Genomic DNA, 21,993 nt, shown 5'->3' with positions numbered 1-21,993 from the left:
GACTACCTTCAAGCGATCAGCCGGTCACCTCCGTTTTCCCCTTGTCAACGTCGAGACAAGTGACACCGCCACTGCCTTGTGGCACTTGCTCCATAATGCCGCACTTCTCAGCAAAGGCAGCCAACCGGCGGCTCCGGCGAGACCCGTCAATATCGCACACCGGCGAGATCGACGTGATGCACGCCGTGTGGCAAGGGAACCCGTCCGAGCCGTTCCAGACCAGGATTGTTTCCCTTGACCACGCGGAACACCTCCAGACCGGCGCCTTCGCGATCATCTGCGCCCTCATGCCCTTGAAAAACAGTGGCAAGGAAATGATCTCCGGTGAGATCGAAGGTACCACCCTCCGGAAGAACGCCCTCGAACGGATAGTTGCCGACCTTGGTGAGCGTGCCGGACGAACTGTCAAAAGCCAGCAAAGTCACCGTTGCCTCCCGTTGATACCGCTCGGAATTGGCAGGAAAGGCAGTGCCGCGCATGTTGACAGTGGCGACAAATTTTCCATCAGGACTGACCGCGATCCCTTCGGCGGCCACATCGGTTTCTACGCTGGCGATTCGTTCGTGACGCGCATCGTTGGCGGGGGTGGCGGTGTCGGCGAGGCGGACGACGCTGATGGCTGCGGATTTGTCGGGGACGCGCCCGGCCAGATTGGTGGCGGTGAAATCCCTACCCCAATCCGAGGTGAGGTAGAAGCCGCCGTCCGGCGTGAAGCGGCCGACGAACGGATCGGTGCCGGTTTCAACAATGTTGCCCCAAGGCCGCATCGTTAGCCTTCCCCCCTCTTCGAGGACTTCGAAGAAGGCCACACGGTTCTGCGTGTTGATGTTGACCGCCAGGAAGCGGCCGGAAGGATGCCACTGTACGTTGGTCGCAGTCACGCCGCCACGCGGTCCGGGGGCTGCGCCCCGCACGCCCAACTCAGTCAGGCCAAAGCGCGCGACCTCGTCAAATTGGCCATCGTCATAGGACACGATCTGCACGAAGCTCTCTTCTGGCGTGTTTGAGACCACGGCAACGCGGCGACCATTCGGGCTGACGGCCAAGGCCTCAGGGAAAGCCGCCACCTCCGCAGAGTCGGCAAGCCTCGGTACTGCCTTGTCGGTAAGATCCGCGGCGAACAGCCTACTGCCGGGCGGTAGGTCGGCCACCGTGTCTCCTGTTTCCGGACGCTGCCCGAGACGCTCGATCACGAAGGCCGTCCGGCCATCGCGCGAAAGAGCGAGGACTTCTGGCGCGGCGGTAACGGAATTCGACAGCCGCAGACTTCCTGTGACGAGCCGGCTATCGACAATGGATAGAACCGTCAGCAAGTCGCGATGACCCGCCTCTCGCGGCGCGAGGCGACCGGTTGCATATGTCTGGGCAACGAAATCACCATCGGAAATCACGGCGATCGTCGACCCGCTTACGCGGCGAACCAACTCGGTCGGATCGGCATTCACCGGGAAATTCATGATGCTGTTCATCAATGTCGCCGCAAGACCGACAGCTAAGCGATTTCCAGACATGACATGTTCCTTCAATTCAAGGGTACTTCACTTTGAGTAGACGATGCCATGCCTACTGATTAGTATCCAATTCGAAGATTTCGCTCTGTGATAAGGTTATACTTTCACCACCATGGATGTCCGTTCGCTCGCTTGTTTTGTCGCTGTCGCTGAAGATCTCCATTTTCGGAGAGCCGCCGAGCGCCTGAACATCACGCAACCTGCCTTGAGCCAGCGCATTCGTACCCTCGAGCACGAAGTCGGCGCGGCGCTTTTGGAGCGGAACCGGCGCCATGTACTGCTCACAGCAGCCGGAACCGCATTCCTCGAGCCGGCGCGCGCGGCAGTGGCCAACGCGGCACAAGCTAAAATACAAGCACTTCGCGCGGTCCGTGGAGAGATTGGGCGCCTCCGGCTCGGCTTCACGGTCATTGCCTTCTATAGTTCATTGCCCGAGGCCGTGCGTCTCTATCGGAGCAGATTCCCGGATATTTCGGTCGATCTCACCGAGATGAATTCCCCGATGCTGGAGCAATCTCTCGCCGCTGGGGATATTGATCTTGGCATCCTCCATCCGCCCGTCGCGGTCCCGGGTCTTTCAGTTCGCGCGCTTCCATCCCAACGGCTCGTGCTCGCCTTGCCGGAGCAACACGTCCTGGCGGTACAGCAAACGATTCGTGTGAGCGATCTCGACCGTCAGCCGTTCCTCATCGCACCAAGGATAATCGGACCAAACATCCATGATCGTGTCATCGCACTGTTCAGGAACGAGGGTATCCATCCCCACATCCTGCAGCATGTATCGCCCATGACAACGCTGGTCGGGCTGGTCGCGGCTGGCGCCGGCCTCGGATTTGTGACGGAAGGCGTTGCCAATGCGGGGCGGCCGGGCGTGGTTTTCCGTCCGGTGTCCCCCGATCCTCCGTCATTGCCGATCGCGGCCGCGTGGGCGGGATCTGCTCCTTCAGCGGCCGCGGAGCGGTTTCTCGAAGTCGTAGCCGACTTGCAAACTGGACTGGACGAACACTGATGTCCTCTACTCGCTTGCGTTTGGTGCGACAGCGAGCGCCTCAGAGGGGTGGTGCATTTACAGTCATATGTACATGCAGCGCTGCTGGACGCGGGCGAGCGGTTGCCTTATCAGCATGTCTGGAATCATATGATCACGAAACGCGGCGCCCTCGACGGACTCCTGATGAAATCAGCGCAGATCGCCTCGAAGCACAGCGGGGCTGATGACAAGGACGCGGCGGCTTGAATCGTTCACGAGGAACGAATCCATTCGGTCAAAGCGACGATCGCCGCATGATGGTCGTTAACGCCCAACGGGTGTTGGCGCGTACCTCTTCAGGTCCGCTTCCAACCATACCGCTCTCGAAGTCGCGATGGCGAGCCAAGAAGGCAGAACGGTGTCAGCCCAAAGCGATACCGGCAGCGAAGGCAAGCTTGCTGATCACCGTCGCCTCACCTACCTGGCTGAGGCGGTAAACGCGCGCACGGCATCAAGGAACTTCTGGCGGTCGGGAGTGGGCTGAAGGTGAACATAGTGAGAAGCCCCAGGAATTTCGACAAGTTCGGCCGAGGCGGCGTTGGTCAGATGCGCCAGCAGGGTCTGACCGTCGACTGGACGCGACCAGAAATCGTTCGCTGAGCGTAGGATCAGCACATGAGCGCGGATGAATGAGGCGTCGAAGAGTTGTCGGCCATTGACCATCTTCAGGGTGTCAGCCGTCGGTCCGGACGGGAACCGGAAGCTCGCAGGCTCGCGCTTGCCTGCCGTTTTGTCGCCCTCCATGGAAAGCTCGACATAGCGGTCGAGAAAAGCTTGGTCGATCCCCTCATTCCGCCAGCGACCGGCCAGATCCTCCGCTGTCGCCAAACGATAGGAGCCATGCCGGCCATAGTTCAATTCGTCCGGTCGTTCGGGATCGCCGAATTCTTCCTGCAAGGACCAACCGCCAGCCGGTCCTCCATAGGCACCGTTATAATAGATGAGGTGTGAGATTTGCTCCGGATAGAGCGAGGCGTAATGGCCTAGCCACTGCGAGCCCGTAGCCCAACCGATCGCCGCAAACTTCTTGTCCTCAGGATGCAGTCGCTTGATCTCATTGACCACGGCTGCGATGTCGCGCACCGCCTCATTGGATCGAACCGCCACCGGCGCGTCCATTCGCCCGCGCTCCATCTCCTTCGGGAAATCGGAGCGACCGAACCCGCGTACGTCCATCAGGTACACATGATACCCGGCCGCGGCGATTTCTTCGGCGGTCGATGACCCGGATGCATCGACATCCCAACTCGCCAATACGCCTGACCGCCCCCCATTGATCATCAGCATAGGTCCCTCGTGAGAGCGAGCCTCGGTGTCGCGAAGCTCGCGCACGAAAATCCTAAGCCCGTCAGCGCTCAGAACCGTGAAGTCACGGCGGATGACCTCCGCCGTTGCCGGCGCGGCTGCCATGACGGCGAAACTCAGGCCGGCTGCGAGGATCGAAAAGGCATAACGCATGGGATCTCCGATGGTTGTGATGCACTCCGGAAACGATCCCTCGTTTTCGATTAGAAATCGATGGTCTATCTGAAGTCTTTTGATATCGTGATAATATGGAACTTCGTCATCTCCGACACTTTCTCGCTATCGCTGAAGAACTGCATATGGGTCGGGCTGCTCTGCGTCTCGGAATGGCTCAGCCGCCGCTCAGCCAATCGCTTGCGCGCCTGGAAAATGAGCTCGGCGTCCGCTTGTTTGAGCGCGTGAACCGCCGTTTGTCCCTGACGCGGGCGGGTTCGGCTTTTATCGATGAGGCAAAGGCCTCGGTCCTGCATGCCGACGCGGCCCTTGCCGTTGCCAAATCCGCAGAAAGCGGCGAGGCCGGCGTCATCAAGATCGGTTTCGTGTCTGCCGCACTCTACGAGCGACTTCCTCATCTTTTGTCCCAGTTGAGGCAGCTCTATCCGAGCATCCGCCCGAAGCTCGTCGAATTGTCGACGAACGAACAGCTTGCTGCATTGACGAAAGGAGAGATCGACATTGCCTTCGTTCATCCGCCGTTGGGCACAACCGAGCGCCTCAACGTGGTCGAGTTTCCAGCGGAGGCAAGTATCGCCGTGCTGCCTGATGATGGCAGGAAAGGGACCGTCACGCTGGCAGAGGTTGCGGCGCTAGGACTGATCCTCTTTCCAGAGAGCCAGGGGCCAGTTCTGCATGCCCGCATCATGGACAGTTTCACCAAGGCCGGGCTCGATATCCGGATCGTGCAAGAGGCGACGCGCGCATTGACGATGTTGTCGCTTGTATCTGCCGGTCTGGGGGCGGCCCTGTTGCCACAATCGATCCAGCGCCTCACTTTTCAAGGTGTTCGCTATGCTGCAATCACGGACGTCGCCCTGCCAAGCTTGTCAGTCGCGATGATTACAAAACGACACCCCCTGCCCGGCGTGGTTCGCCGGGTATGGCGGCTGTTTGAGACGAGCTATGCGACCACGGATCAACCCGAGTAAGCATCCTCGACTACTCCGGCTGATACACTGACGTGGGTGCCGGAACCACTTACTCAGAGGAAGATGCATGCGGCCGACGAATAGCTGTGGCAGCCTTGGTTTGCAGGCGGGGCGAGACGGGCTATGATTGGATGGACTAAATGGAGGTGTTCTTATTTGAGTGCACTGTCACCGTAAATCCTCGAGCACGAAGTCGGCACGGCGCTTTTAGAGCGGGACCGGCGCCATGTACTGCTCACAGCAGCCGGAACCGCATTCCTCGAGCCGGCGCGCGCGGCCGTGGCCAGCGCTGCACAGGCAAAGATACAAGCACTTCGCGTGGTCCGGGGAGAGATTGGGCGCCTCCGGCTCGGCTTCACGGTCATTGCCTTCTATAGTGCTCTGCCCGAGACCGTGCGCCTTTATCGGAACAGATTCCCGGATATTTCGGTCGATCTCACCGAGATGCATCGTCGCCGTCAGCCGGGACCAGCCCCTTGAGGAAGGTGAGTTCGGCTCCGGTAAGGTCATGGCCGTCCAAGTAGAGCAAATTGAAGAAATCCGAGCGGCCCTGCTCGTCAAGAATGAGGGTTTCGCCGGCCGATATCGCCGTTGAAACTGACCTCTTTGCCTCGGCCGCCGTAGCCGGGGCGCGATCCGTCCAGTCGTAGCCGCCGCGCGTCAGGATGAGGACGCCGGACGGCTCAACGTGAGCGGCCGAATGGTAACCGTATGGCAGCGGACATCATTTAAATATTAGTTGCATTTCGCAAGTATATATTTGACATTGCATTCTATGCCCTACGCATCGCGGTGAGGCGGGGCAATTACCTGGTCACGATCTAGCCGCAAAGGATGCAAGATGACTGCAGCCCTCTTTCTCGCGACCGTTCTTTTCTGGGGTTCGGGCGCCATCGTAACATCCCTCCAGGCAAGCGCTTCCGCCCCTGAATTGTCGGTAGCAATCCGCATGCTTCTTGTCGGGGTCGGAATGCTCGGATTTTCGATCGCCACCGGCAGACCGATCACGATAGCCCGCAGCGATCGCCTTTGGGTGGTGATACAGGGCATATTGTTTTTCGGAGTTGCTTTCATCGCCTTTTACAAGGCGACGAAGGGCATACCGAGCGGGATAGCAGCCCTGGTGCTGTCGAGTTCCTCCCTGTTTGCAGCCATCGCCAGCCGCTTGTTGCTGAATCTGCGGATAAGCCGCGGTGCGACGATTGGCATAATTTGCGGTCTTGTGGGCCTTGGCATCGTGGCGGCCCCACAGATCTTCGCACTGCATCTGAATCCGCAAACCATGACGGGCTTCATCTGGGCCGCCATCGCTGCGATGGCTACTGGCACGGGGACGGCGATTGCCTCACGCAACCAGCGGCGTGGCGTACCGATCCCAGTGCTCATGGGCTGGGGAGCATTATGTGGATGCGGCTTCGGGCTCGCCTGGGCTGTGGTTGTCGGCACGTCACTCACAATCCCTATAACCGTTGGCTATCTGGCACAGCTTGCCTATCTGGCAATTGTCGCCTCATGTGTTACGTTTCTCATGTATTTTACGCTCATTGAAAAAGTCGGCCCCGCGCGAGCGGCCTATGCACTAACCGTTGTTCCGATTGTCGCGATAACGATCTCGGTTATCTTCGAAGGCCTGCATATCGATACTCGTATCGCCTTCGGCGGCGCGACGATCCTCCTCGGCAACATTTTGGTACTCAATGCCTAAAGCGGAACCATGAAACGCGCGTTCCGCGATGGCAATCCCATGCGTGTCCGAACGCGGTCGCGGCGGTCGAAGCTCCCCGTCAAGCCCGTGCATCATGACTGTAGTTTGAATGCCATGTCCCGGCCGGGCGATGGTCGAGAAATGCTGCGACCCGTATAAAAAATACCCTCAGATCGCTTGGCTTCGGTTAAATCTGCCTCCGATAAGCCCGAATGCACAAAGCTTGTGCACGTCTAAATTACTTGCAAATAGCAATTGATTTCCTATTAAATCTATGTTGTAGTTTTAATCATAAGAGGTAAATCGCATTGCGATTACCCGTAAAACTAGAATCTAGGGAGATGTCCGAACCGCAACAATTTTGGAAGGCATATGATCATGTATATGTCCTCGACACCGATCGAATCAGAGGTCGTCTTCTCCGGCCGCCGCTCGGCAACCTACCGTGATGCACTCCATCTCTTTCCTGACGCCTGGTGTGACGACATTGCCGCCATGCGCCGCTTCTTGCAGCCGATCGATGGCCGACGCATCTTGGAAATCGGCGCCGGCAATGGTCATTTCAGCCGGGCGATTGCCGAAAGTGTCGGTCCTACCGGTTTGCTGGTCGCGACCGACCCGTCCACCGAACAGCTTGAGGATCTTGAAGTCGAAAGTGGCGGCCGGATCAAGGTCTTCGGTCAGGCAGCGCACATGCTCGACCTGCCGATCCGCGATTTTGACATGGCTTGGTCGCGCGGCGCCGTGCACCATATTTCGGATAAGACCGCCGCCTGGAAGGCGATTGCAACTCATATCCGACCCGGCGGCAAGCTGGTGATTGCCGACATTTTCGCCGGAACGCGGCTTGCCGCCTATTTCGACGATTTCATCGCTTTGAGTTGCTGTACAGGCCACGAGGTCTCCTTCCTTTCACGGGAATTTGCAACGAGCCTGTGTGCTCTGACCGGATGGGATAAGCCGCAATTTACCGATGTCATCACCCGCTGGCGCTTCGACACCAAGGCAGATCTCGGACATTTTCTGCGATTGCTGTTCTCGGCAACCGAGATCTTTACCGACGACGACTGCCTTGTGGCAGCGGAACGCCATCTTGACGTGGTTTCTGACGGTAACGGCATCGCCCTGCTTTGGCCGATGACAGTGATGGAAACGACACGGCTGCCGCCCGCAAACTAATCATAGATGACCGATGACAGGCGCACGACGCGGGACGGGACAAGTCCGTCCGCAGTGTGACCTGGTGCGTACAATTTTCTTCGGAGATCGCCTATGACATCGCCCGCCGCAAACCTTGAATCAATGGCCCCTCCCCTCACAAGCCCTTTCGATCCGGATGCAATTCCATTGGCTCCGGGCACCAAGAAAATCGGTTCGGCCACCACCGTCCATAAAGTCGGCTATAATGGTCGGCCCGGTGCATTTGCGGATGTTGCCTGCAGGATGGCGTTCCCATCGGCGGATCGCATCGCCATGCCGAGCTTGGAGACCACGGTCGCCAGTACTGTCCGCGGTGAAGTCGACCGGATACTCCTGCCATGTGAAAACAGCCTGGTTGGGCGCGTACCGGATGTGCATAGGATCGTGCCCGATAGTGGTTTGCATATCGTCGGTGAGCATTTTCAACGCGTCGAACATTGCCTCATGGCGCCAGTGGGCGCCACGCTCGCAAGTATCCGGCGGGTCCGTTCGCATCCCGTGGCACTCGGTCAAGTCAGCCGGCTGATCGCAGCGCTTGACCTTGAGGCTGTCGCCGCACCAACGACATCGCACGCAGCCGAGCTGGTGGCGTCTTACGGAGATCCGAGCGAGGCCGCGATTGCCTCGGATCTGGCTGCCGACCTCTACGGATTGGATATCCTCAAACGCAATGTCGAAGACGATGCGCATAACACAACGCGGTTCTATGTGCTGTCTGCCGAACCTCAGGCAATCGAGCAAAGAACACAACTTCTGACAACAATCGTCTTCCGTACCCAGAACCGGCCGGGCTGCCTCTACCATGCCATTGCCGGATTTGCCGAAAACGGCATCAACATGACCAAGATCGAAAGCTATCTTGTTGGGGGGCAATTCGTGCCGTCCCGCTTCCTCTGCGAATTCGAGGGTGATCCCGCCACTCCAGATGTAGCCGATGCGCTCGATATTCTCGCTCGCTATGCTCGCGAGCTGGTGGTGCTCGGTACGTTTCCGATGGCTAGCCACCATCTGCGCAACCGAAGCGAGGAAAATCTCTCTTCCTGGGGAACCAAGCCTCCAGCCGCCTTTCGATGGTCCGATGATCAACAGGAGGTCGCGCGATGACGGCCGCGGTCAACCACCACAGGCGCGATGACCATCTTGCCGATGCCGCGATCACGAGGTTGAAGCTGCATTTTGGCGATCGGCTGACAACGGCAGCCGCCGTGCGGGATCAGCATGGCCGTGACGTGAGCTGGCATCCCTCCTATCCGCCGGATGCGGTCGTTTTCCCTGATACGGCAGATGAGATATCGCGTATCGTGGCGACCTGCCACGCCTTTGAGGTGCCGGTGATCCCGTATGGAACCGGCACCTCCTGTGAGGGACATGTTGCAGCGCTTGCGGGCGGAATATGTATCGATCTCTCGCGGTTGGATCGAATTCTGGCGGTTCAACCGGACGACATGACCGCAACGGCCGAGGCAGGAGTAACCCGCAAGCGCCTCAATGCGGAGTTGCGCGATACTGGCCTGTTCTTCCCTGTCGATCCCGGCGCAGACGCTTCGCTTGGCGGAATGGCCTCGACGCGCGCCTCCGGTACGAATGCCATGCGCTATGGCACGATGAAAGACAACGTCATTTCACTTGGTGTCGTTCTACCCAATGGCGATCGGATCCGCACCGCAAGCCATGCTCGCAAGTCGGCCGCCGGATACGATCTGACACGTCTATGGGTGGGATCAGAAGGCACGCTCGGCATCGTAACCGACGTGACCGTCAAGCTGCATCCGATTCCAGACCACGTCGTTGCTATTTCGGCAAGCTTCTCCACGCCGGAGCAAGCCGTCGGTTTCGTGCTTGTTGCGACCAGACTGACCGATACACTGGCACGCATCGAACTGCTGGATGAACTGCAGGTCCAAGCCGTCAATAGCTACTCAAAGCTCTCTTTGCCGGTCGAACCCACGCTTTTTATCGAACTGCACGGCAACCGAGGGGCGGTCGAGGCAGCCTTGCCGTTCATAGAGGAGGAGGCACATGCCGCCGGAGCCAGTCGGTTTGATACGGCCGTATCGGCGGAGGCCAGAGGCAGGCTCTGGCAGGCACGCCATGATATCTGGTGGGCCAATCTTGCGCTGCGCCCGGGCGCAAGTGCCCTCCCCACGGATAGCTGCGTGCCGGTATCGCGTCTCGTTGAGGCAATTCTTGCTGCCAAGGCCGACGTGCGAGATCTTGGCCTTCTCGCACCGATCTGCGGCCATGTGGGTGACGGCAATTTCCATCTTTGCGTACTTTTCGATCCCTCCGATCCGGATGAAACTCAGCGCGTCGAGACACTAACCAAACGTCTTGCGGCCCGCGCTATCGCCCTGCAAGGAACGTCAACCGGCGAGCATGGGATAGGCCACGGCAAAATAGCAGCGCTCGTCGCCGAGCATGGTCCCGCCATTCGGGTAATGGCCGCGATCAAGCGTGCCGTCGACCCTCGCAACATCATGAATCCGGGCAAGATTTTCAATCTCGCCGAAGCGCCGCCTTTCAATTGAGCGGGATCCATAAACCAGGGAGGTAATAGAACATTCATGTCCAATCAGCATGGCCCGGCCTCGATCGCCGATTTCAGAATTGCGGCGCAGCGCGCATTGCCGAAAATGGTCTTTGATTTCTTCGATGGCGGCGCCGGCTCGGAGCTGACGCTGCTTGAAAACCGTGCGGCGCTGGACCGAATCCGCCTGGTCGGCTCTGCACCGGTTGACGTCGGTCGTCGCTCGGCAACCATCTCGCTCTTCGGCAAGCCGCTCTCAATGCCTGTCATCATAGGACCCACCGGACTTGCAGGTGCAGCCTGGCCCGCGGGCGACCAAGCGTTGGCTCGGGCTGCTGGGCGAGCGGGAATCCCCTTTGTAATGAGCTCGGCGGCCAGCGCGACCATGGATGCCGTGGCGACCGCCGGCGATGGCAGAAAGTGGTTTCAGCTCTACCTGTTCCGTGATCGCGATGTCAGCCTCAGACTGTTGGAGCAGGCAGGGGCGTTAGGCTTCGAAGCAATCGAAATAACTGTCGACAACGCCATCCCCGGCAGGCGATTGCGCGACGCCCGCAATGGCTTTTCGCTGCCGTTCCGCTGGACACTGAAAAAGCTCCTGAGTCTTGCCAGCCATCCCGGCTGGGCACTGCGGATGGCGCGCGCCGGTGCACCCCGGCTTGAGGTCATGGCGGCCGAGTTCGACCTCAGGTCCGCAGGCACGATTGCCGAAGTGATGGAACAGCAGCTCGACCCGACTGTCTCCTGGGACGATATCGCCTTCATACGCGACCGTTGGAAAGGGCCCTTGATCCTCAAGGGCCTGCTCGATCCGGAGCAAGGCGCCCGGGCAGCGGAACTGGGACTCGATGGCATCGTGGTCAGTAATCATGGCGGTCGTCAGCTCGATGGAGCCATTGCGAGTATCGATGTGCTGCCGGAATTCGTCGCAGCCGTGGGTGGCCGGCTGGCCATTCTCGTCGACAGCGGATTTCGCAGCGGCACCGACATCATCAAGGCGCTCGCCCTTGGCGCCACGGCGGTACAGATCGGCCGCGCAACACTCTATGCGCTTGCGAGCGGCGGAGAGGAGGCGGTCTCCAGAGCGCTGGGCATCATCGCCACCGAACTCGATGTCGCCCAGGCGATGATGGGTTCACCGACCATCGCCGATATCGGCCCCGCGAAGCTCCGGCTGTCACCGCCCCTGATCCGGGCCGATCGGGTGACGACACCCCGTGAGCCCGCCCTATCCCGTCCACAGGCGTTCGTTGCCGCTTGAACGAATTTCCCCAAGAACCTCCCGAGGAGATCATCCCGATGCGCCGTAGAACTGCTCTGCTTCACGCCCTTGCTCTCTTAGCCTTACTTGTGCCGTTACCAGCAGCCACCGCGTTTGCGGCCGGCAGGACGGTGGCGCTGACCTATATCGTCGAGCATCCCGCCATCGACGCGGCACGCAAGGGGATCATCGATGCGCTGGCCGATGCCGGTTTCGTCGACGGTAAAACCATGACGCTTGACATAGCGAGCGCTCAGGGAAGCATGCCGACACAGACGCAGATCGCCAAGACGTTCGCCGGTAAATCGCCCGACCTGATCGTCGCCATCTCCACGCCGTCTGCCCAGGCCTGCCAGGCCGCGACCAAAGGGGCGATCCCGATCGTGTTCTCCGCCGTGACAGATCCTGTTGCCGCGAAATTGGTCAAAAGCTTCACCCAACCGGATGGAACATTGACCGGAACCAGCGACAGGCAGCCTTTGAACCTGACCTTCGAATTGATCCATAAACTGACGCCAACGGCAACGAAGGTCGGCGTCCTCTACAATGCCGGCGAGGCCAATTCCGTCGCACAGGTGGCAGACATGAAGGCCGAGGCGGCGAAGTTCGGCATGAGTATCGTCGAGGCGACAGCCGCACAGTCAGCCGCCGTACCGGATGCCGCCCGCAGCCTCGTCGGCAAGGCCGACGTCATCCTGCTCCCGACAGACAGTACGGTGGTTTCGGCAGTCGAAAGCGTGGTCAAGGTCGGCGTCGATGCGAAGATTCCGGTCTATGCCAGCGACACCAATTCCGTCGAACGCGGAGCGATGGCGGCGCTTGGGTTTAATTACTACAAGCTGGGACGGCTGACGGGCGAGATCGCGGCCAAGATATTGAACGGAGCAAAGCCGGGCGATATCCCGGTCGGGACGCTGGACGGCGAAGATCTCTACCTCAATCTCGCCTCGGCCAAGAAGATGGGCGTCACACTATCCGAGGCGATAACGCAGAGCGCGGCGAAGGTGATCGCCCAATGAGCCTGATCGCCCTTTCCGGCGCCTGTGAAGCAGGCCTGCTGTTTGCCCTTGTTGCCCTTGGCGTCTATCTCTCGTTTCGGGTGCTCGATTTTCCGGATCTTACCGTCGACGGCAGCTTCCCGCTTGGCGCGTCGGTGGCGGCGTCGACGATCATGGCGGGTGTGCCGCCAATTGCCGCAACGCTGCTCGGATTTGCCGCAGGCGCCTCCGCAGGCTTCGTCACGGCGTTCCTGTCGGTGCGACTGAAGATCATGAACTTGCTCGCAGGGATACTGACGATGGTCGCATTGTTCTCGATCAATCTACGGGTCATGGGTAGGCCGAATATCTCGCTTTATGGCACCGACACCATATTTTCGTGGATCAATGGGATCGAGGCACTCGGGGTCTGGGCCAATACGATATTGCTTCTGTGCATCGTATTGGCCGCAAAGATTTTGATCGACTGGTTTCTTGCCACCCAGATAGGGCTGGCCTTGCGTGCAACTGGTGCCAACCAGAAGATGGCCGAGGCACAGGCCGTCGACAACGGCCGCATGGTCATGCTCGGCATGGCACTCGCCAACGGCCTCGTCGGCCTTGCCGGAGCGCTTTATGCCGAAAGCCAGGGCGTTGCGGATGTCTCCATGGGTATCGGAACGATCGTCATCGGCCTTGCCGCCGTGATTATCGGCGAGACAATCGCCGGCACGAGATCGGTCGCGAGGGCGACGCTCGGCTGTATCGTCGGTGCGTTGGTCTACCGGCTGGTCATCGCGCTGGCACTCGACGGTGGCGTGATCGGCATCCAGGCGCAGGATCTCAATCTGGTGACTGCAGTCGTGGTCGCTGCCGCTGTCATGGCTTCGAAAGCGCGGCTGAAGAAACTGCCCACCATCACGCGCACTCGCCTGCGTGAGCCGTCGAAAGCAGAGGGAACAGCCTCATGATGTTGAGCCTCGATACGATCTCGGTCACGTTCAATCCTGGGACCGCTCTCGAAGTAGCCGCGTTGCGTGGCCTATCCCTCGGGATACCACAAGGGCAGTTCGTAACGGTCATCGGCAGCAATGGTGCCGGAAAGTCCACGCTGCTATCGGCCATTGCCGGCGCAATCGCGCCTGATCGGGGCCGGATTGCCATCGATGGCCTCGACGTCACCCGGTTGACTGCCCAGGCACGGGCGAGATTCATCGGCCGCGTATTCCAGGACCCACGGATCGGAACCTGTGAGGCTCTTACCGTCGAGGAGAATCTTGCACTCGCCTCCGCGCGCGCCGGGCGGCGCGGACTGTCCCTTGCCCTCGGCGGGCGGAGTGGCCGCGCACGGTTCGAGGAACAGCTCGCCGGTCTTGGCCTCGGACTTGAAACGAAGCTTAGAGCGCGGATTGGCACACTTTCCGGCGGTCAGCGACAAGCAGTGAGCTTGTTGATGGCGACGTTGCTGCCAATGAAGCTACTTCTTCTCGATGAACATACAGCGGCGCTCGATCCCAAAGCAGCGTCGCGCATTCTGGCCCTTTCGGCAGAGATCAGCGACCATCAGCGTCTCACCACGCTGATGGTCACGCACAGCATGCGCCATGCTCTGGACTATGGCCAGCGCACCATCATGATGAGCGGTGGACGCATCGTGCTTGATGTCGCAGGCGATGAGCGGGCCGGCTATGATGTGCCCGACCTGATCGCCCTATTCGGAGCAGCAAGTGGCGGCGAGATTGCCGAAGACAGGTTGTTGCTCGCTTGATTGCTGCCACGACCCGCCGCCGCTTGTTTTCGGATTTTCGCTGGAATATATCTGCAGTATGCAATTAAAAAATGATCAACCTGTTGACCGGGTGGCGGAGGAAAGCGAGGAGGCAACGGCCAACAAGTCGGCCTTTCGGCTCGATCGCTGGATACCCTACCGAATGTTTCTGGTAGCAAGCAGCACCGCTGAGTTGCTGGCATCTTACTATGGGCCACGATACGGTCTGTCTCAGGCGTCGTGGCGAATTCTCGCTATCGCCGGCGGCCGTCCCGGGCTTTCAAGTAAGGAAATTTGCCATGCCGGTGCGCTTGATCAATTCGCCGTCAGCCGCGGCATAGCACAACTGGTCTCATTAGGCTTTGCCCGGCGCAATGCCGGTGCCGGCGACCGGCGGTTTTCGGCAGTCGAATTGACACCCGATGGCTACAAGGTGCTTGAAGAGATCGTGTCAATCGGGCAGGCAATGGAAGCACGCATTCTCGAAAGCTTATCGGAACGGGAGCGCGAGACGCTGCATGCCATGCTGGATCGCATCGAGGATGCTTGCGCGGGAGCCGTCGCTCGCGGCTGGCAGGCAGTAGTAGGCGACGTCAAATCTGGAACCTGAACTCTCCGTTCGGCCAATCTGCCGGCGCGGCAGCCCGAATGTGACAACTTTCGTGTCCTTTCTCGGTGCCAGGACGCTATAGGTAATATCACTCTGCCAGTTGATTCGGCCCGGTCGCAGGTTGGTGGGTGAGCGATTTCGTAGCATCTTGCCCATAACTCAGCCGAGACAAAGGCTGGCGAACGAGGCGCCTGGGAATGTCGCACTCAAGACCCCAATGGCTGCGAGCGTCAGTCCCGCCATGCGCCGCAGGGCCGGGCCTCGCCGCCACGCGCGTTGTGACCCAGTCAGCATCGCCGTGCCGGCGGCGACCGCCGAAACGGCGGGAATGGTTGCAAGGCCGAAGCCCGTCATGAACAGGGCGCCGCCGGCCATCGAACCTGTCAGCATCGCTGTCATCAGTGCGTTGTAGACCATGGCGCAAGGTGTCAGCCCCCAGCAGATGCCGACGACGAGCGGTGTCGATGCGTTGAGTGGCCGCGAGATGGTGGCCGGCGCCCGGCCGATCACGGCCATGATCCCGCCGTCCAGCCGCCGGATCGCCGGCAGAATGCCGACGATCGAAAGCCCTGACCAGATCAGGGCCACGGCCGCGATTAGCCGCAACACCTCCTGCCCGCCCGAAAATCGCAGCAGCCAGCCGAATGCCTCCATCATCGAGCCGACGGCTGTGCCGGCGACCGCATATGTCGATATTCGGCCGAGCTGCATTATCAGCAACGAGGTTGAGCGGCGGCCTTCAGGCGCGGTCGCCAGCATCAGCGACGAGGCGATACCGCCGCAGAGACAGGCGCAATGCGCACTGCCGGCAACACCCAGCAGCAGACCGCTCATCAGGATGACGTCACTTTGCATGGCTTTTCCGCATTCATTTCAGGCTCGTCTGGGCAGAAATTATAGGCAATAGCCCCTTGAGCGGGAGGGCAACCGGCCCGCCCGGCTACGCGTTGCAACTCGCGGCATTCACGTCCGGGGGCAGGTTTATCGTCGGATTGCCGTCGAAAAAGCCGCTCGGCATCAGCTTGAAGCCGGTGGTCACGCAGGGCTGGACGGGGAAATCTTCGATCCGCACCGGATGATGCAGGCCGAAGACGTGCCAGAGCACGATCTCGGTATTCTCAATCGGCCGATCCTGCTTGATGAAATCCGATACCCCGCCATTGCCGTCCGAATGGTTCATGAACTCGCCGGCGGGAAATCGTTCCTCGGGATCGAGCGCCGTCACCCAGAGGTGGTTCTGCACGAAGCCGGCGCGCTTGCCCGAGGGAGAATCCGGATGCACGAAGGGCGTTACGCAATGCGTTGCGTCCAGCCGATAGCCCACCGGCGAGCCGGCATAGTTGGTCTTGTTGGGGTTGATGACCTTCCAGTAGCGATGCGACGCCGGATCGGCGCGCCGCGCAGCCTCGCTTTCGCGCGCAAAGACGGTCTCCTGCTCGTAGAAGGCGTTGCCGTAAGGGTTGGCCGGACCGAACGGCTCGGCATAGGTATTGCACTCGACCACGCTGTTGGCGTCGCCGTCCACCGCCATTTCCAACCGGGCGCAGAGGATGTGCTGGTGGATATGGCCGATCACTCCGGGCACGACCTCGCGACCATATTTGCCCGGCTGGCCGGGTATGCAGGCGGCGGTGTTGATGATGCCGGTCGCCTTGACCTCGAACTCGATCATGCCGTCGAGAAAGAGATACCAGTAGAGCGCGTATTCGTAGTTGCCGACGGTGCAGATCGTCGAGATCACCAGCTTGGCGCCCCGCCGGATCTCGGCCCGCTCGCTGCGGAAGTCGATATGTTTCCAGAGCAGGCCGGAATCCTCCTCGTGCACGCAGATCGCCTTTTCGATCGTCCACGGCTCGCCATCCATCGTGTTGAGCGTGACGTCGAGATATTTGATCACGCCGAGGCAGTCGCAGCCGAGCGACAGCGAATTGGCGAGCTTGCCGATGCCGTATTCGCCGATGTCGAACACGTTCTTGCGGAAATGGCCATTGTCGGGACTGCCATAGGGCACTGTCATCTCGACGATCGACGCGCGGTGCACGATCGGCCGGCCGTCGAAGGAGATATCGTGCAGCGTCAGCGCCTCGCGGGCGTTGAAACCGACCACCAGCGACCAGTTGCGCCAGGTCAGCCTGTGGCCATCAAACTTGAAGTTGACGCCCTCCGGCTGCACGACATCGATCGGCTTGGCCTTCGGCTGGAACTCGCTCAGGAACTGGTGCTCGTAGTTAACCTCCTTCATCGGCACCGGCACGACGCCGTAGTCGTCGACGCGGATCACCTCATTGGTAGTCAGGTCCACGACCGCGTTCAGCCCCTCGATCGGATGGGCGTAGAAGTTTTCGTTCTCGCGCAGCCTGAGCCAGACGAATACGTGACACAGATGCCGGCCCTCCTCGCCCGCTACGCCGAAATTGCCCGCCGACCAGGGATCGACACAGACCTTTTCCATTTCGGTGATCCCGCGCTTGGCGCAGGCGGCGATGAACTCGGGATTGGCCCGCACGATGCTCTCGATGCCGAGGAACTGTTCGAGCTGGATCATCGGCCGTTTGCCCGGCAGAGTCTCGGACGAGATGATCTTCTCGTCGTTGAGCGACACGATCATCTTGGTGACGCTGACGACGGCGGCGCTGAAGACGTTGACGCGCGCGCGCCGTAAAACCGGCCCGCCGGCGAACTGGGCACGAAGCTCCGCCTTACTTGGCTCCAGAAGCTGGATGGTTTCGAAGCGGGTGTCGGCACCGTAAGGCGGGTCGCGTCGAACGATCGCGGCGGCCTTGCGGATCTCGTCCGGTGTCAGCGGCTCGAGCGGGTGGATGGCGGCCGCATCGACAGGCGCTCCTTTGGCTTGTGAGGTTGCACAGCAATGATCGACATGATCCAGCATCGGTAACTCCATGGTGTTTTGTTGGATATCTATGCGGCTGCCGGATCACATCCGGCGGCCGGGGCGGCGATCGCCTATTCGAAGGCGCGGCCGAGATTGGCGTAGACCAGCGGGCGGTTCGTCCGTATCCACACGGCGAAGACCGCGCCCACTACGCCGATCAGGGCGACGATGAGCGGGAACATCTCGACGATCAGCGATTCCGATCCGCTCACCAGCGATATGTTGGAAATCATCAGCACGAGGCAGGCGGCGAGCCCGATGCCGCTGATGACAGGCGCGATCAGCCGATGCCAGAGGCCGACACCACGGCTGTCGGCGCGGAAGAAGCCGATGACCGCCAGCGACACCATGATCTGCAGCACGAGGATGCCGATCGAGGCGAAAGCGCCCATCCAGGCAAACACGACGGCGTAGGGGTCCTGCCCGGCAAGTGCGAAGAAGGCGATCAGTACGAAGACGATCAGAGTCTGGATGACGCCGGCAATATAGGGAGACTGGTGGTCGCCATGGGTCTTGGCAAAGCCGGTCCAGGCCAGTCCCTCGCGGCCGATGGCGAAGAAGTAGCGGTTGATCGTGTTGTGGAACGACAGCGCGCAGGCAAACAGGCTGGTGATCAGCAGCGCGTTGAGCACGATGCCGGCCGCCGGCCCGAGCAGCGTCTGCACGGCGGTCAGGTAGAGCGTCGCGGTGTTGGCAGTGGCCTCAGCGGCGATTTTGGAGGGACCGTAATAGAGCGCGATGCACCAGGTGACGAAGGCATAAAACACCGCGATGATGATCACCGCGAGATAGGTGGCGCGGGGAATGGTCTTCTTCGGCTCGCGCGCTTCCTCGCCGAAGATTGCCGTCGCCTCGAAGCCGATGAATGAGGCGACCACAAAGACCAGCGCCACGCCGAGGCCGGGCCCCATGATGGCCGAGGCGCCGAATGGCGCAAGCACGATGCCTTCCGGTCCGCCGCCGGTCAGCAGCACCTTGGCGCTCAAGAGCAGCAGGATGGCGATCTCGGCGACCATGCAATAGCCCAACACCTTGCCGCTGAACTCGATGTTGCGCATGCCGCAGAAGAACACGGCAACGCCCAGGAGCGCAGCATAGACCCACCAGGCAATGTCGGGGCCACCCGCCGATTTGATGATGTCGTTGACGAAGAAACCGAACAGGCCGAACACCGCGATATCGATGGCGTTATACGTTGCCAGCGCCACGAAGGCGCCAGCAACGCCGGTCGGCTTGCCAAGGCCCGTGGCGATATAGGGATAGAAACCGCCGGCACTGCCCATGAAGCGGTTCATCGCCGTGAAGCCGGCGCTGAAGAGCAGATAGAGCGCCCCGACCAGCAGATACATGGCCGGCACGCCCGCGCCGTTGCCGAACGCGAAAGCGGCCGGCGAGGCGCCGACGACCGCCGTCAGCGGTGCTGCCGCGGCAACCACGAAGAATATGATGTGCGAGACGCCGACTGCATTACGCCTCAACTGATTACTGCTGTTCAGGTCCATTGTTGACATGCAAAGCCTCCTTCGAAGTAACAGGCGTGACCGAAGGCATTTTTCGCACCTTCGTCAGAAGCAAAGCCCGCCGTCGCGCGGACAAACGGATACCTCCGGCAATCGCCAAGCGATTGCCCGGTCGGTGTTTGCAATGGTGAACTTTCTTCTCGCTGACTTGATCGTGCGCAAAAATTGCTGGGCTGTAATTGACATTTTGCGCCAAAAAACCCGCGTTTCGCCAAAACTACGCGCAGAAACAAACTGGCATGCATCTTGCGTTGATCCTTTTATCCGGCCTGAGATCGGAGGGGAAAACGCAATGGAATCTTCTGGGGTCATAGCTGCATCGGTGATCGATGGCCTCCTCTCGACCATCGACAATCGCGGAATGGATCGTCAGGCGCTCGCGGCCCGCGTCGGTATCGGCGACGCGGCTCTATTTAAGGCCCAGCACTTCCTGCCGCTGACGACATTCACCTCCATTCTGGAGATCGCGGCAGAAGAAAAAAACGATCCGCTGCTGGCGCTTAGCCTTGGAAAAATCTTCAAATTCGACAGCCTCGGCATAGTCGCCCGCGTGTTCCGCACCGCGCCGACGCTCGGCGAAGGAATAGAGAAATTCGTCCGCTATTTCCCGGCGCTTCAGAGCAATACAAAATCGTCGCTCGACATTGAGAACGGCCTCGCGCGTTTCTCGTATTCGATTAAAGACGCCACGATCCGGCATCGCGTACAGGATGCGGCCTTCACGGAGATGGTCTTCTGCTCGATGCTAGAGGCGGTCATCGGCAACGGCTGGCGGCCTTCCTGCGTAGACTTTGAGCATCTGCCCGGCGAGCATCTGGCGCTATATCAGTCACATTTTGCCTGTCCGTTGCGTTTTGGGCGGCGCGAGAACGCAATTTTCTTTTCTGCGCGGTATCTCGACCAGCCGCTTGACCAGCATGATTTTGGTCTGCAGGCGCGGCTGGAGACCGAACTGGACGAGTTGATCGATGGCGAGGATGCCCGCCTCGATCTGATCACCAGCATCAAGGCTTGGATCATCGCCGCCCTCTGCCGCTCGGCGAGCCTTGATATCGAGAATGCCGCCGATGATTTCGGCATGAGCCTCAGAAGTTTCCAGCGCAAACTATCGGAGCTCGGCGTCAATTACGCAGACATTCGCAATTCGGTGCGGATGCAAATCGCACGCAGCATGCTGGCCTCGACCAGCCTGCCGATCCCGGTCATCAGCGAATATCTCGGATACAGCGAGCCGAGCGCGTTCTGTCGCAGCTTCAAGCATCTGACAGGCGACACGCCGGTCGGTTACCGCCAGCGCCACGTCAACTAGAGCATGATGCCGAAAAGTGTGAGCGGTTTTCGGACTACATCATGCTCTACTTTTTTGATTCTAGAGCGGATTCAGATTTTAGGTCGAACAGACCTAAAATCATCCGGCTCTAGGCGAGCATGAGGAATTGCTGGACCGAGGAGGACCTCGAAAAAATCCGCAAGCGCACGTCAAGGCACGGCTCAAAAAGGGAATGCCGGTGTCGAACTGCCGTCATTTTATGCCGAAAAGCTTGCTGAGCCAGATCATTTGCTCACGCTCCTGGCAGGCTTGGCCGCCCTCATGGTTGTTGAACTCGTATTCGACGATGCGCTTTTCGCCAGCATAGGCGTTAAAGGCTGCATAGACCGTCGAGGGCGGGCAGACTTCGTCCATCATTGCGACGGAGAAGAGTGCCGGCGCACGAGATTGCCGGGCGAAATTCACGCAGTCGAAATAGGCGAGCGTTTCGAAAACCTGTGCCTTCTTGTCACGATGCTGCGCCAGGAACTGAACGATCTCGGAATACGGCTCGCGAATTGCAATCTGAACCGCGCGTGGAAAGTCGCATAGGAACGGCACATCCGGCATGGCGGCCTTGATTCGCGGGTCGAGGCCGGCAACCGCGATCGACATGCCGCCACCTTGGCTGTCTCCGCAAACCGCGATGCGGTCGGAATCGATGAATGGCAGCTCGACCATGGCATCGATGGCGCGCACGCAATCAGTCAGAAGCCTGCGGTAATAATACTCGTTCCGGTCGAGCACGCCCCGCGTCATGAAACCGGGGAAAGATGCCGTTGAGCCGACGGGATCGGCGGTATCCCCCACGCTCCAGGCGCTGCCCTGCCCGCGCGTGTCCATGCGGAAATAGGCATAGCCAGAGGCGGCCCAGTGCAGTTGCTCGTGCGGCAGGCCACGGCCACCGCCGTAGCCGATGTACTGAACGACGAGCGGCAGGCGCCCTTCCCGCTGCACCGGCAGGATCAGCCATCCTTTGATCGGATGGCCGCCGAAGCCCGGAAAAGAGACATCGAAGGTCTCGACCATCCTCAACGTTGTCCCGGCCTTGACGATATCGACCGAGCCACCGGCCTTCCGGGCCTCGGCAATGGTCGACGTCCAGAACGCGGGGAAATCGTCAGGCATGGCGACCTTGCTCGTATAGGCACCCAGTTCGGGATGGATGAGATCGGAAATCGGCATTCTGGCCTCCGCAGGAAGAAGTGATAGGAACGGCGATGAAACCGAGC

18 protein-coding genes are annotated in these 21,993 nt (G+C 60.1%); 12 read left to right on the top strand and 6 right to left on the bottom strand.

Annotation, left to right across the window (positions count from 1 at the left end; all coding sequences use genetic code 11):
* Window positions 1-146 precede the first annotated feature (146 nt).
* The gene (locus ACPYOP_RS03025; protein WP_481408911.1) at window positions 147-1,511 is read right to left on the bottom strand and encodes a lactonase family protein; all 1,365 of its coding nucleotides are present in this window, start codon (window positions 1,509-1,511) and stop codon (window positions 147-149) included.
* A 112-nt stretch (window positions 1,512-1,623) separates the two neighbouring features.
* Between ACPYOP_RS03025 and ACPYOP_RS03020 the strand changes: the two genes are divergently transcribed.
* The gene (locus ACPYOP_RS03020; protein ID WP_481408910.1) at window positions 1,624-2,520 is read left to right on the top strand and encodes a LysR family transcriptional regulator; all 897 of its coding nucleotides are present in this window, start codon (window positions 1,624-1,626) and stop codon (window positions 2,518-2,520) included.
* A 438-nt stretch (window positions 2,521-2,958) separates the two neighbouring features.
* On the opposite strand, the gene ACPYOP_RS03015 is transcribed toward ACPYOP_RS03020, so the two are convergent.
* The gene (locus ACPYOP_RS03015; protein ID WP_481408909.1) at window positions 2,959-3,999 is read right to left on the bottom strand and encodes an alpha/beta fold hydrolase; all 1,041 of its coding nucleotides are present in this window, start codon (window positions 3,997-3,999) and stop codon (window positions 2,959-2,961) included.
* A 95-nt stretch (window positions 4,000-4,094) separates the two neighbouring features.
* Between ACPYOP_RS03015 and ACPYOP_RS03010 the strand changes: the two genes are divergently transcribed.
* The 10 genes from ACPYOP_RS03010 (at window position 4,095) to ACPYOP_RS02965 (ending at window position 15,039) form a co-directional block, all read left to right on the top strand.
* Window positions 4,095-4,991: a LysR substrate-binding domain-containing protein gene (locus ACPYOP_RS03010; RefSeq protein ID WP_481408908.1), complete on the top strand. Its 897-nt coding sequence runs from the start codon at window positions 4,095-4,097 to the stop codon at window positions 4,989-4,991.
* A gap of 841 nt (window positions 4,992-5,832) precedes the next feature.
* Window positions 5,833-6,696 (top strand): DMT family transporter, encoded by an 864-nt coding sequence (locus ACPYOP_RS03005; RefSeq protein WP_481408907.1) that lies wholly within the window; start codon window positions 5,833-5,835, stop codon window positions 6,694-6,696.
* A gap of 372 nt (window positions 6,697-7,068) precedes the next feature.
* Window positions 7,069-7,875 carry a class I SAM-dependent methyltransferase gene (locus ACPYOP_RS03000; RefSeq protein WP_481408906.1) on the top strand — a complete coding sequence of 269 codons (807 nt, stop codon included), beginning with the start codon at window positions 7,069-7,071 and terminating at the stop codon, window positions 7,873-7,875.
* Between the two features lie 93 nt (window positions 7,876-7,968).
* Window positions 7,969-9,000 carry a prephenate dehydratase domain-containing protein gene (locus ACPYOP_RS02995; protein WP_481408905.1) on the top strand — a complete coding sequence of 344 codons (1,032 nt, stop codon included), beginning with the start codon at window positions 7,969-7,971 and terminating at the stop codon, window positions 8,998-9,000.
* Window positions 8,997-10,424: an FAD-binding oxidoreductase gene (locus tag ACPYOP_RS02990; protein WP_481408904.1), complete on the top strand. Its 1,428-nt coding sequence runs from the start codon at window positions 8,997-8,999 to the stop codon at window positions 10,422-10,424. Before ACPYOP_RS02995 ends, ACPYOP_RS02990 begins: the two co-directional genes overlap by 4 nt.
* 36 nt (window positions 10,425-10,460) lie before the next feature.
* The gene (locus ACPYOP_RS02985) at window positions 10,461-11,684 is read left to right on the top strand and encodes an alpha-hydroxy acid oxidase (RefSeq protein WP_481408903.1); all 1,224 of its coding nucleotides are present in this window, start codon (window positions 10,461-10,463) and stop codon (window positions 11,682-11,684) included.
* 38 nt (window positions 11,685-11,722) lie between these two features.
* Window positions 11,723-12,703, top strand: a complete 981-nt coding sequence (locus tag ACPYOP_RS02980; RefSeq protein WP_481408902.1) for an ABC transporter substrate-binding protein — start codon at window positions 11,723-11,725, stop codon at window positions 12,701-12,703.
* On the top strand, window positions 12,700-13,632 hold the full coding sequence (locus ACPYOP_RS02975) for an ABC transporter permease (protein ID WP_481408901.1): 933 nt from the start codon (window positions 12,700-12,702) through the stop codon (window positions 13,630-13,632). The genes ACPYOP_RS02980 and ACPYOP_RS02975 overlap by 4 nt, the downstream gene beginning before the upstream one ends.
* Window positions 13,632-14,429, top strand: a complete 798-nt coding sequence (locus tag ACPYOP_RS02970; RefSeq protein ID WP_481409085.1) for an ABC transporter ATP-binding protein — start codon at window positions 13,632-13,634, stop codon at window positions 14,427-14,429. Before ACPYOP_RS02975 ends, ACPYOP_RS02970 begins: the two co-directional genes overlap by 1 nt.
* A complete protein-coding gene (locus ACPYOP_RS02965) occupies window positions 14,401-15,039 on the top strand; it encodes a MarR family winged helix-turn-helix transcriptional regulator (RefSeq protein WP_481408900.1) in 639 nt (212 codons plus the stop codon). The genes ACPYOP_RS02970 and ACPYOP_RS02965 overlap by 29 nt, the downstream gene beginning before the upstream one ends.
* Before the next feature lie 159 nt (window positions 15,040-15,198).
* Here ACPYOP_RS02965 and ACPYOP_RS02960 read toward each other — a convergent pair whose 3' ends face one another.
* The 3 genes from ACPYOP_RS02960 to ACPYOP_RS02950 all read right to left on the bottom strand — a co-directional run bounded on the left by ACPYOP_RS02960 (window position 15,199) and on the right by ACPYOP_RS02950 (window position 19,443).
* Complete coding sequence (locus ACPYOP_RS02960; protein WP_481408899.1) at window positions 15,199-15,894, bottom strand: sulfite exporter TauE/SafE family protein; 696 nt, start codon at window positions 15,892-15,894, stop codon at window positions 15,199-15,201.
* An 85-nt stretch (window positions 15,895-15,979) separates the two neighbouring features.
* On the bottom strand, window positions 15,980-17,929 hold the full coding sequence (locus ACPYOP_RS02955; protein WP_481408898.1) for a primary-amine oxidase: 1,950 nt from the start codon (window positions 17,927-17,929) through the stop codon (window positions 15,980-15,982).
* Window positions 17,930-18,003: 74 nt separating this feature from the next.
* Window positions 18,004-19,443, bottom strand: coding sequence for an APC family permease (locus ACPYOP_RS02950; RefSeq protein WP_481408897.1), 1,440 nt, complete (start codon window positions 19,441-19,443; stop codon window positions 18,004-18,006).
* 133 nt (window positions 19,444-19,576) lie between these two features.
* On the opposite strand from ACPYOP_RS02950, the gene ACPYOP_RS02945 reads away from it, so the two are divergent.
* Window positions 19,577-20,761 carry an AraC family transcriptional regulator gene (locus ACPYOP_RS02945; protein ID WP_481408896.1) on the top strand — a complete coding sequence of 395 codons (1,185 nt, stop codon included), beginning with the start codon at window positions 19,577-19,579 and terminating at the stop codon, window positions 20,759-20,761.
* A gap of 213 nt (window positions 20,762-20,974) precedes the next feature.
* Here ACPYOP_RS02945 and ACPYOP_RS02940 read toward each other — a convergent pair whose 3' ends face one another.
* Entirely contained in the window at window positions 20,975-21,946 is a 972-nt protein-coding gene (locus ACPYOP_RS02940) for an acetylxylan esterase (RefSeq protein WP_481408895.1), read from the bottom strand.
* Window positions 21,947-21,993 lie beyond the last annotated feature (47 nt).

The sequence above is a fragment of the Rhizobium sp. KNZ2-6A genome (genome assembly GCF_056755475.1).
This window is presented reverse-complemented; position numbering and strand designations above follow the sequence as displayed.

Bases quoted from the DNA above. Each gene is read 5' to 3' on its own strand.
- ACPYOP_RS03025 (WP_481408911.1), bottom strand. From the start codon at position 1,511: ATGTCTGGAAATCGCTTAGCTGTCGGTCTTGCGGCGACATTGATGAAC.
- ACPYOP_RS03020 (WP_481408910.1), top strand. From the start codon at position 1,624: ATGGATGTCCGTTCGCTCGCTTGTTTTGTCGCTGTCGCTGAAGATCTC.
- ACPYOP_RS03015 (WP_481408909.1), bottom strand. From the start codon at position 3,999: ATGCGTTATGCCTTTTCGATCCTCGCAGCCGGCCTGAGTTTCGCCGTC.
- ACPYOP_RS03010 (WP_481408908.1), top strand. From the start codon at position 4,095: ATGGAACTTCGTCATCTCCGACACTTTCTCGCTATCGCTGAAGAACTG.
- ACPYOP_RS03005 (WP_481408907.1), top strand. From the start codon at position 5,833: ATGACTGCAGCCCTCTTTCTCGCGACCGTTCTTTTCTGGGGTTCGGGC.
- ACPYOP_RS03000 (WP_481408906.1), top strand. From the start codon at position 7,069: ATGATCATGTATATGTCCTCGACACCGATCGAATCAGAGGTCGTCTTC.
- ACPYOP_RS02995 (WP_481408905.1), top strand. From the start codon at position 7,969: ATGACATCGCCCGCCGCAAACCTTGAATCAATGGCCCCTCCCCTCACA.
- ACPYOP_RS02990 (WP_481408904.1), top strand. From the start codon at position 8,997: ATGACGGCCGCGGTCAACCACCACAGGCGCGATGACCATCTTGCCGAT.
- ACPYOP_RS02985 (WP_481408903.1), top strand. From the start codon at position 10,461: ATGTCCAATCAGCATGGCCCGGCCTCGATCGCCGATTTCAGAATTGCG.
- ACPYOP_RS02980 (WP_481408902.1), top strand. From the start codon at position 11,723: ATGCGCCGTAGAACTGCTCTGCTTCACGCCCTTGCTCTCTTAGCCTTA.
- ACPYOP_RS02975 (WP_481408901.1), top strand. From the start codon at position 12,700: ATGAGCCTGATCGCCCTTTCCGGCGCCTGTGAAGCAGGCCTGCTGTTT.
- ACPYOP_RS02970 (WP_481409085.1), top strand. From the start codon at position 13,632: ATGTTGAGCCTCGATACGATCTCGGTCACGTTCAATCCTGGGACCGCT.
- ACPYOP_RS02960 (WP_481408899.1), bottom strand. From the start codon at position 15,894: ATGCAAAGTGACGTCATCCTGATGAGCGGTCTGCTGCTGGGTGTTGCC.
- ACPYOP_RS02955 (WP_481408898.1), bottom strand. From the start codon at position 17,929: ATGCTGGATCATGTCGATCATTGCTGTGCAACCTCACAAGCCAAAGGA.
- ACPYOP_RS02950 (WP_481408897.1), bottom strand. From the start codon at position 19,443: ATGTCAACAATGGACCTGAACAGCAGTAATCAGTTGAGGCGTAATGCA.
- ACPYOP_RS02945 (WP_481408896.1), top strand. From the start codon at position 19,577: ATGGTGAACTTTCTTCTCGCTGACTTGATCGTGCGCAAAAATTGCTGG.
- ACPYOP_RS02940 (WP_481408895.1), bottom strand. From the start codon at position 21,946: ATGCCGATTTCCGATCTCATCCATCCCGAACTGGGTGCCTATACGAGC.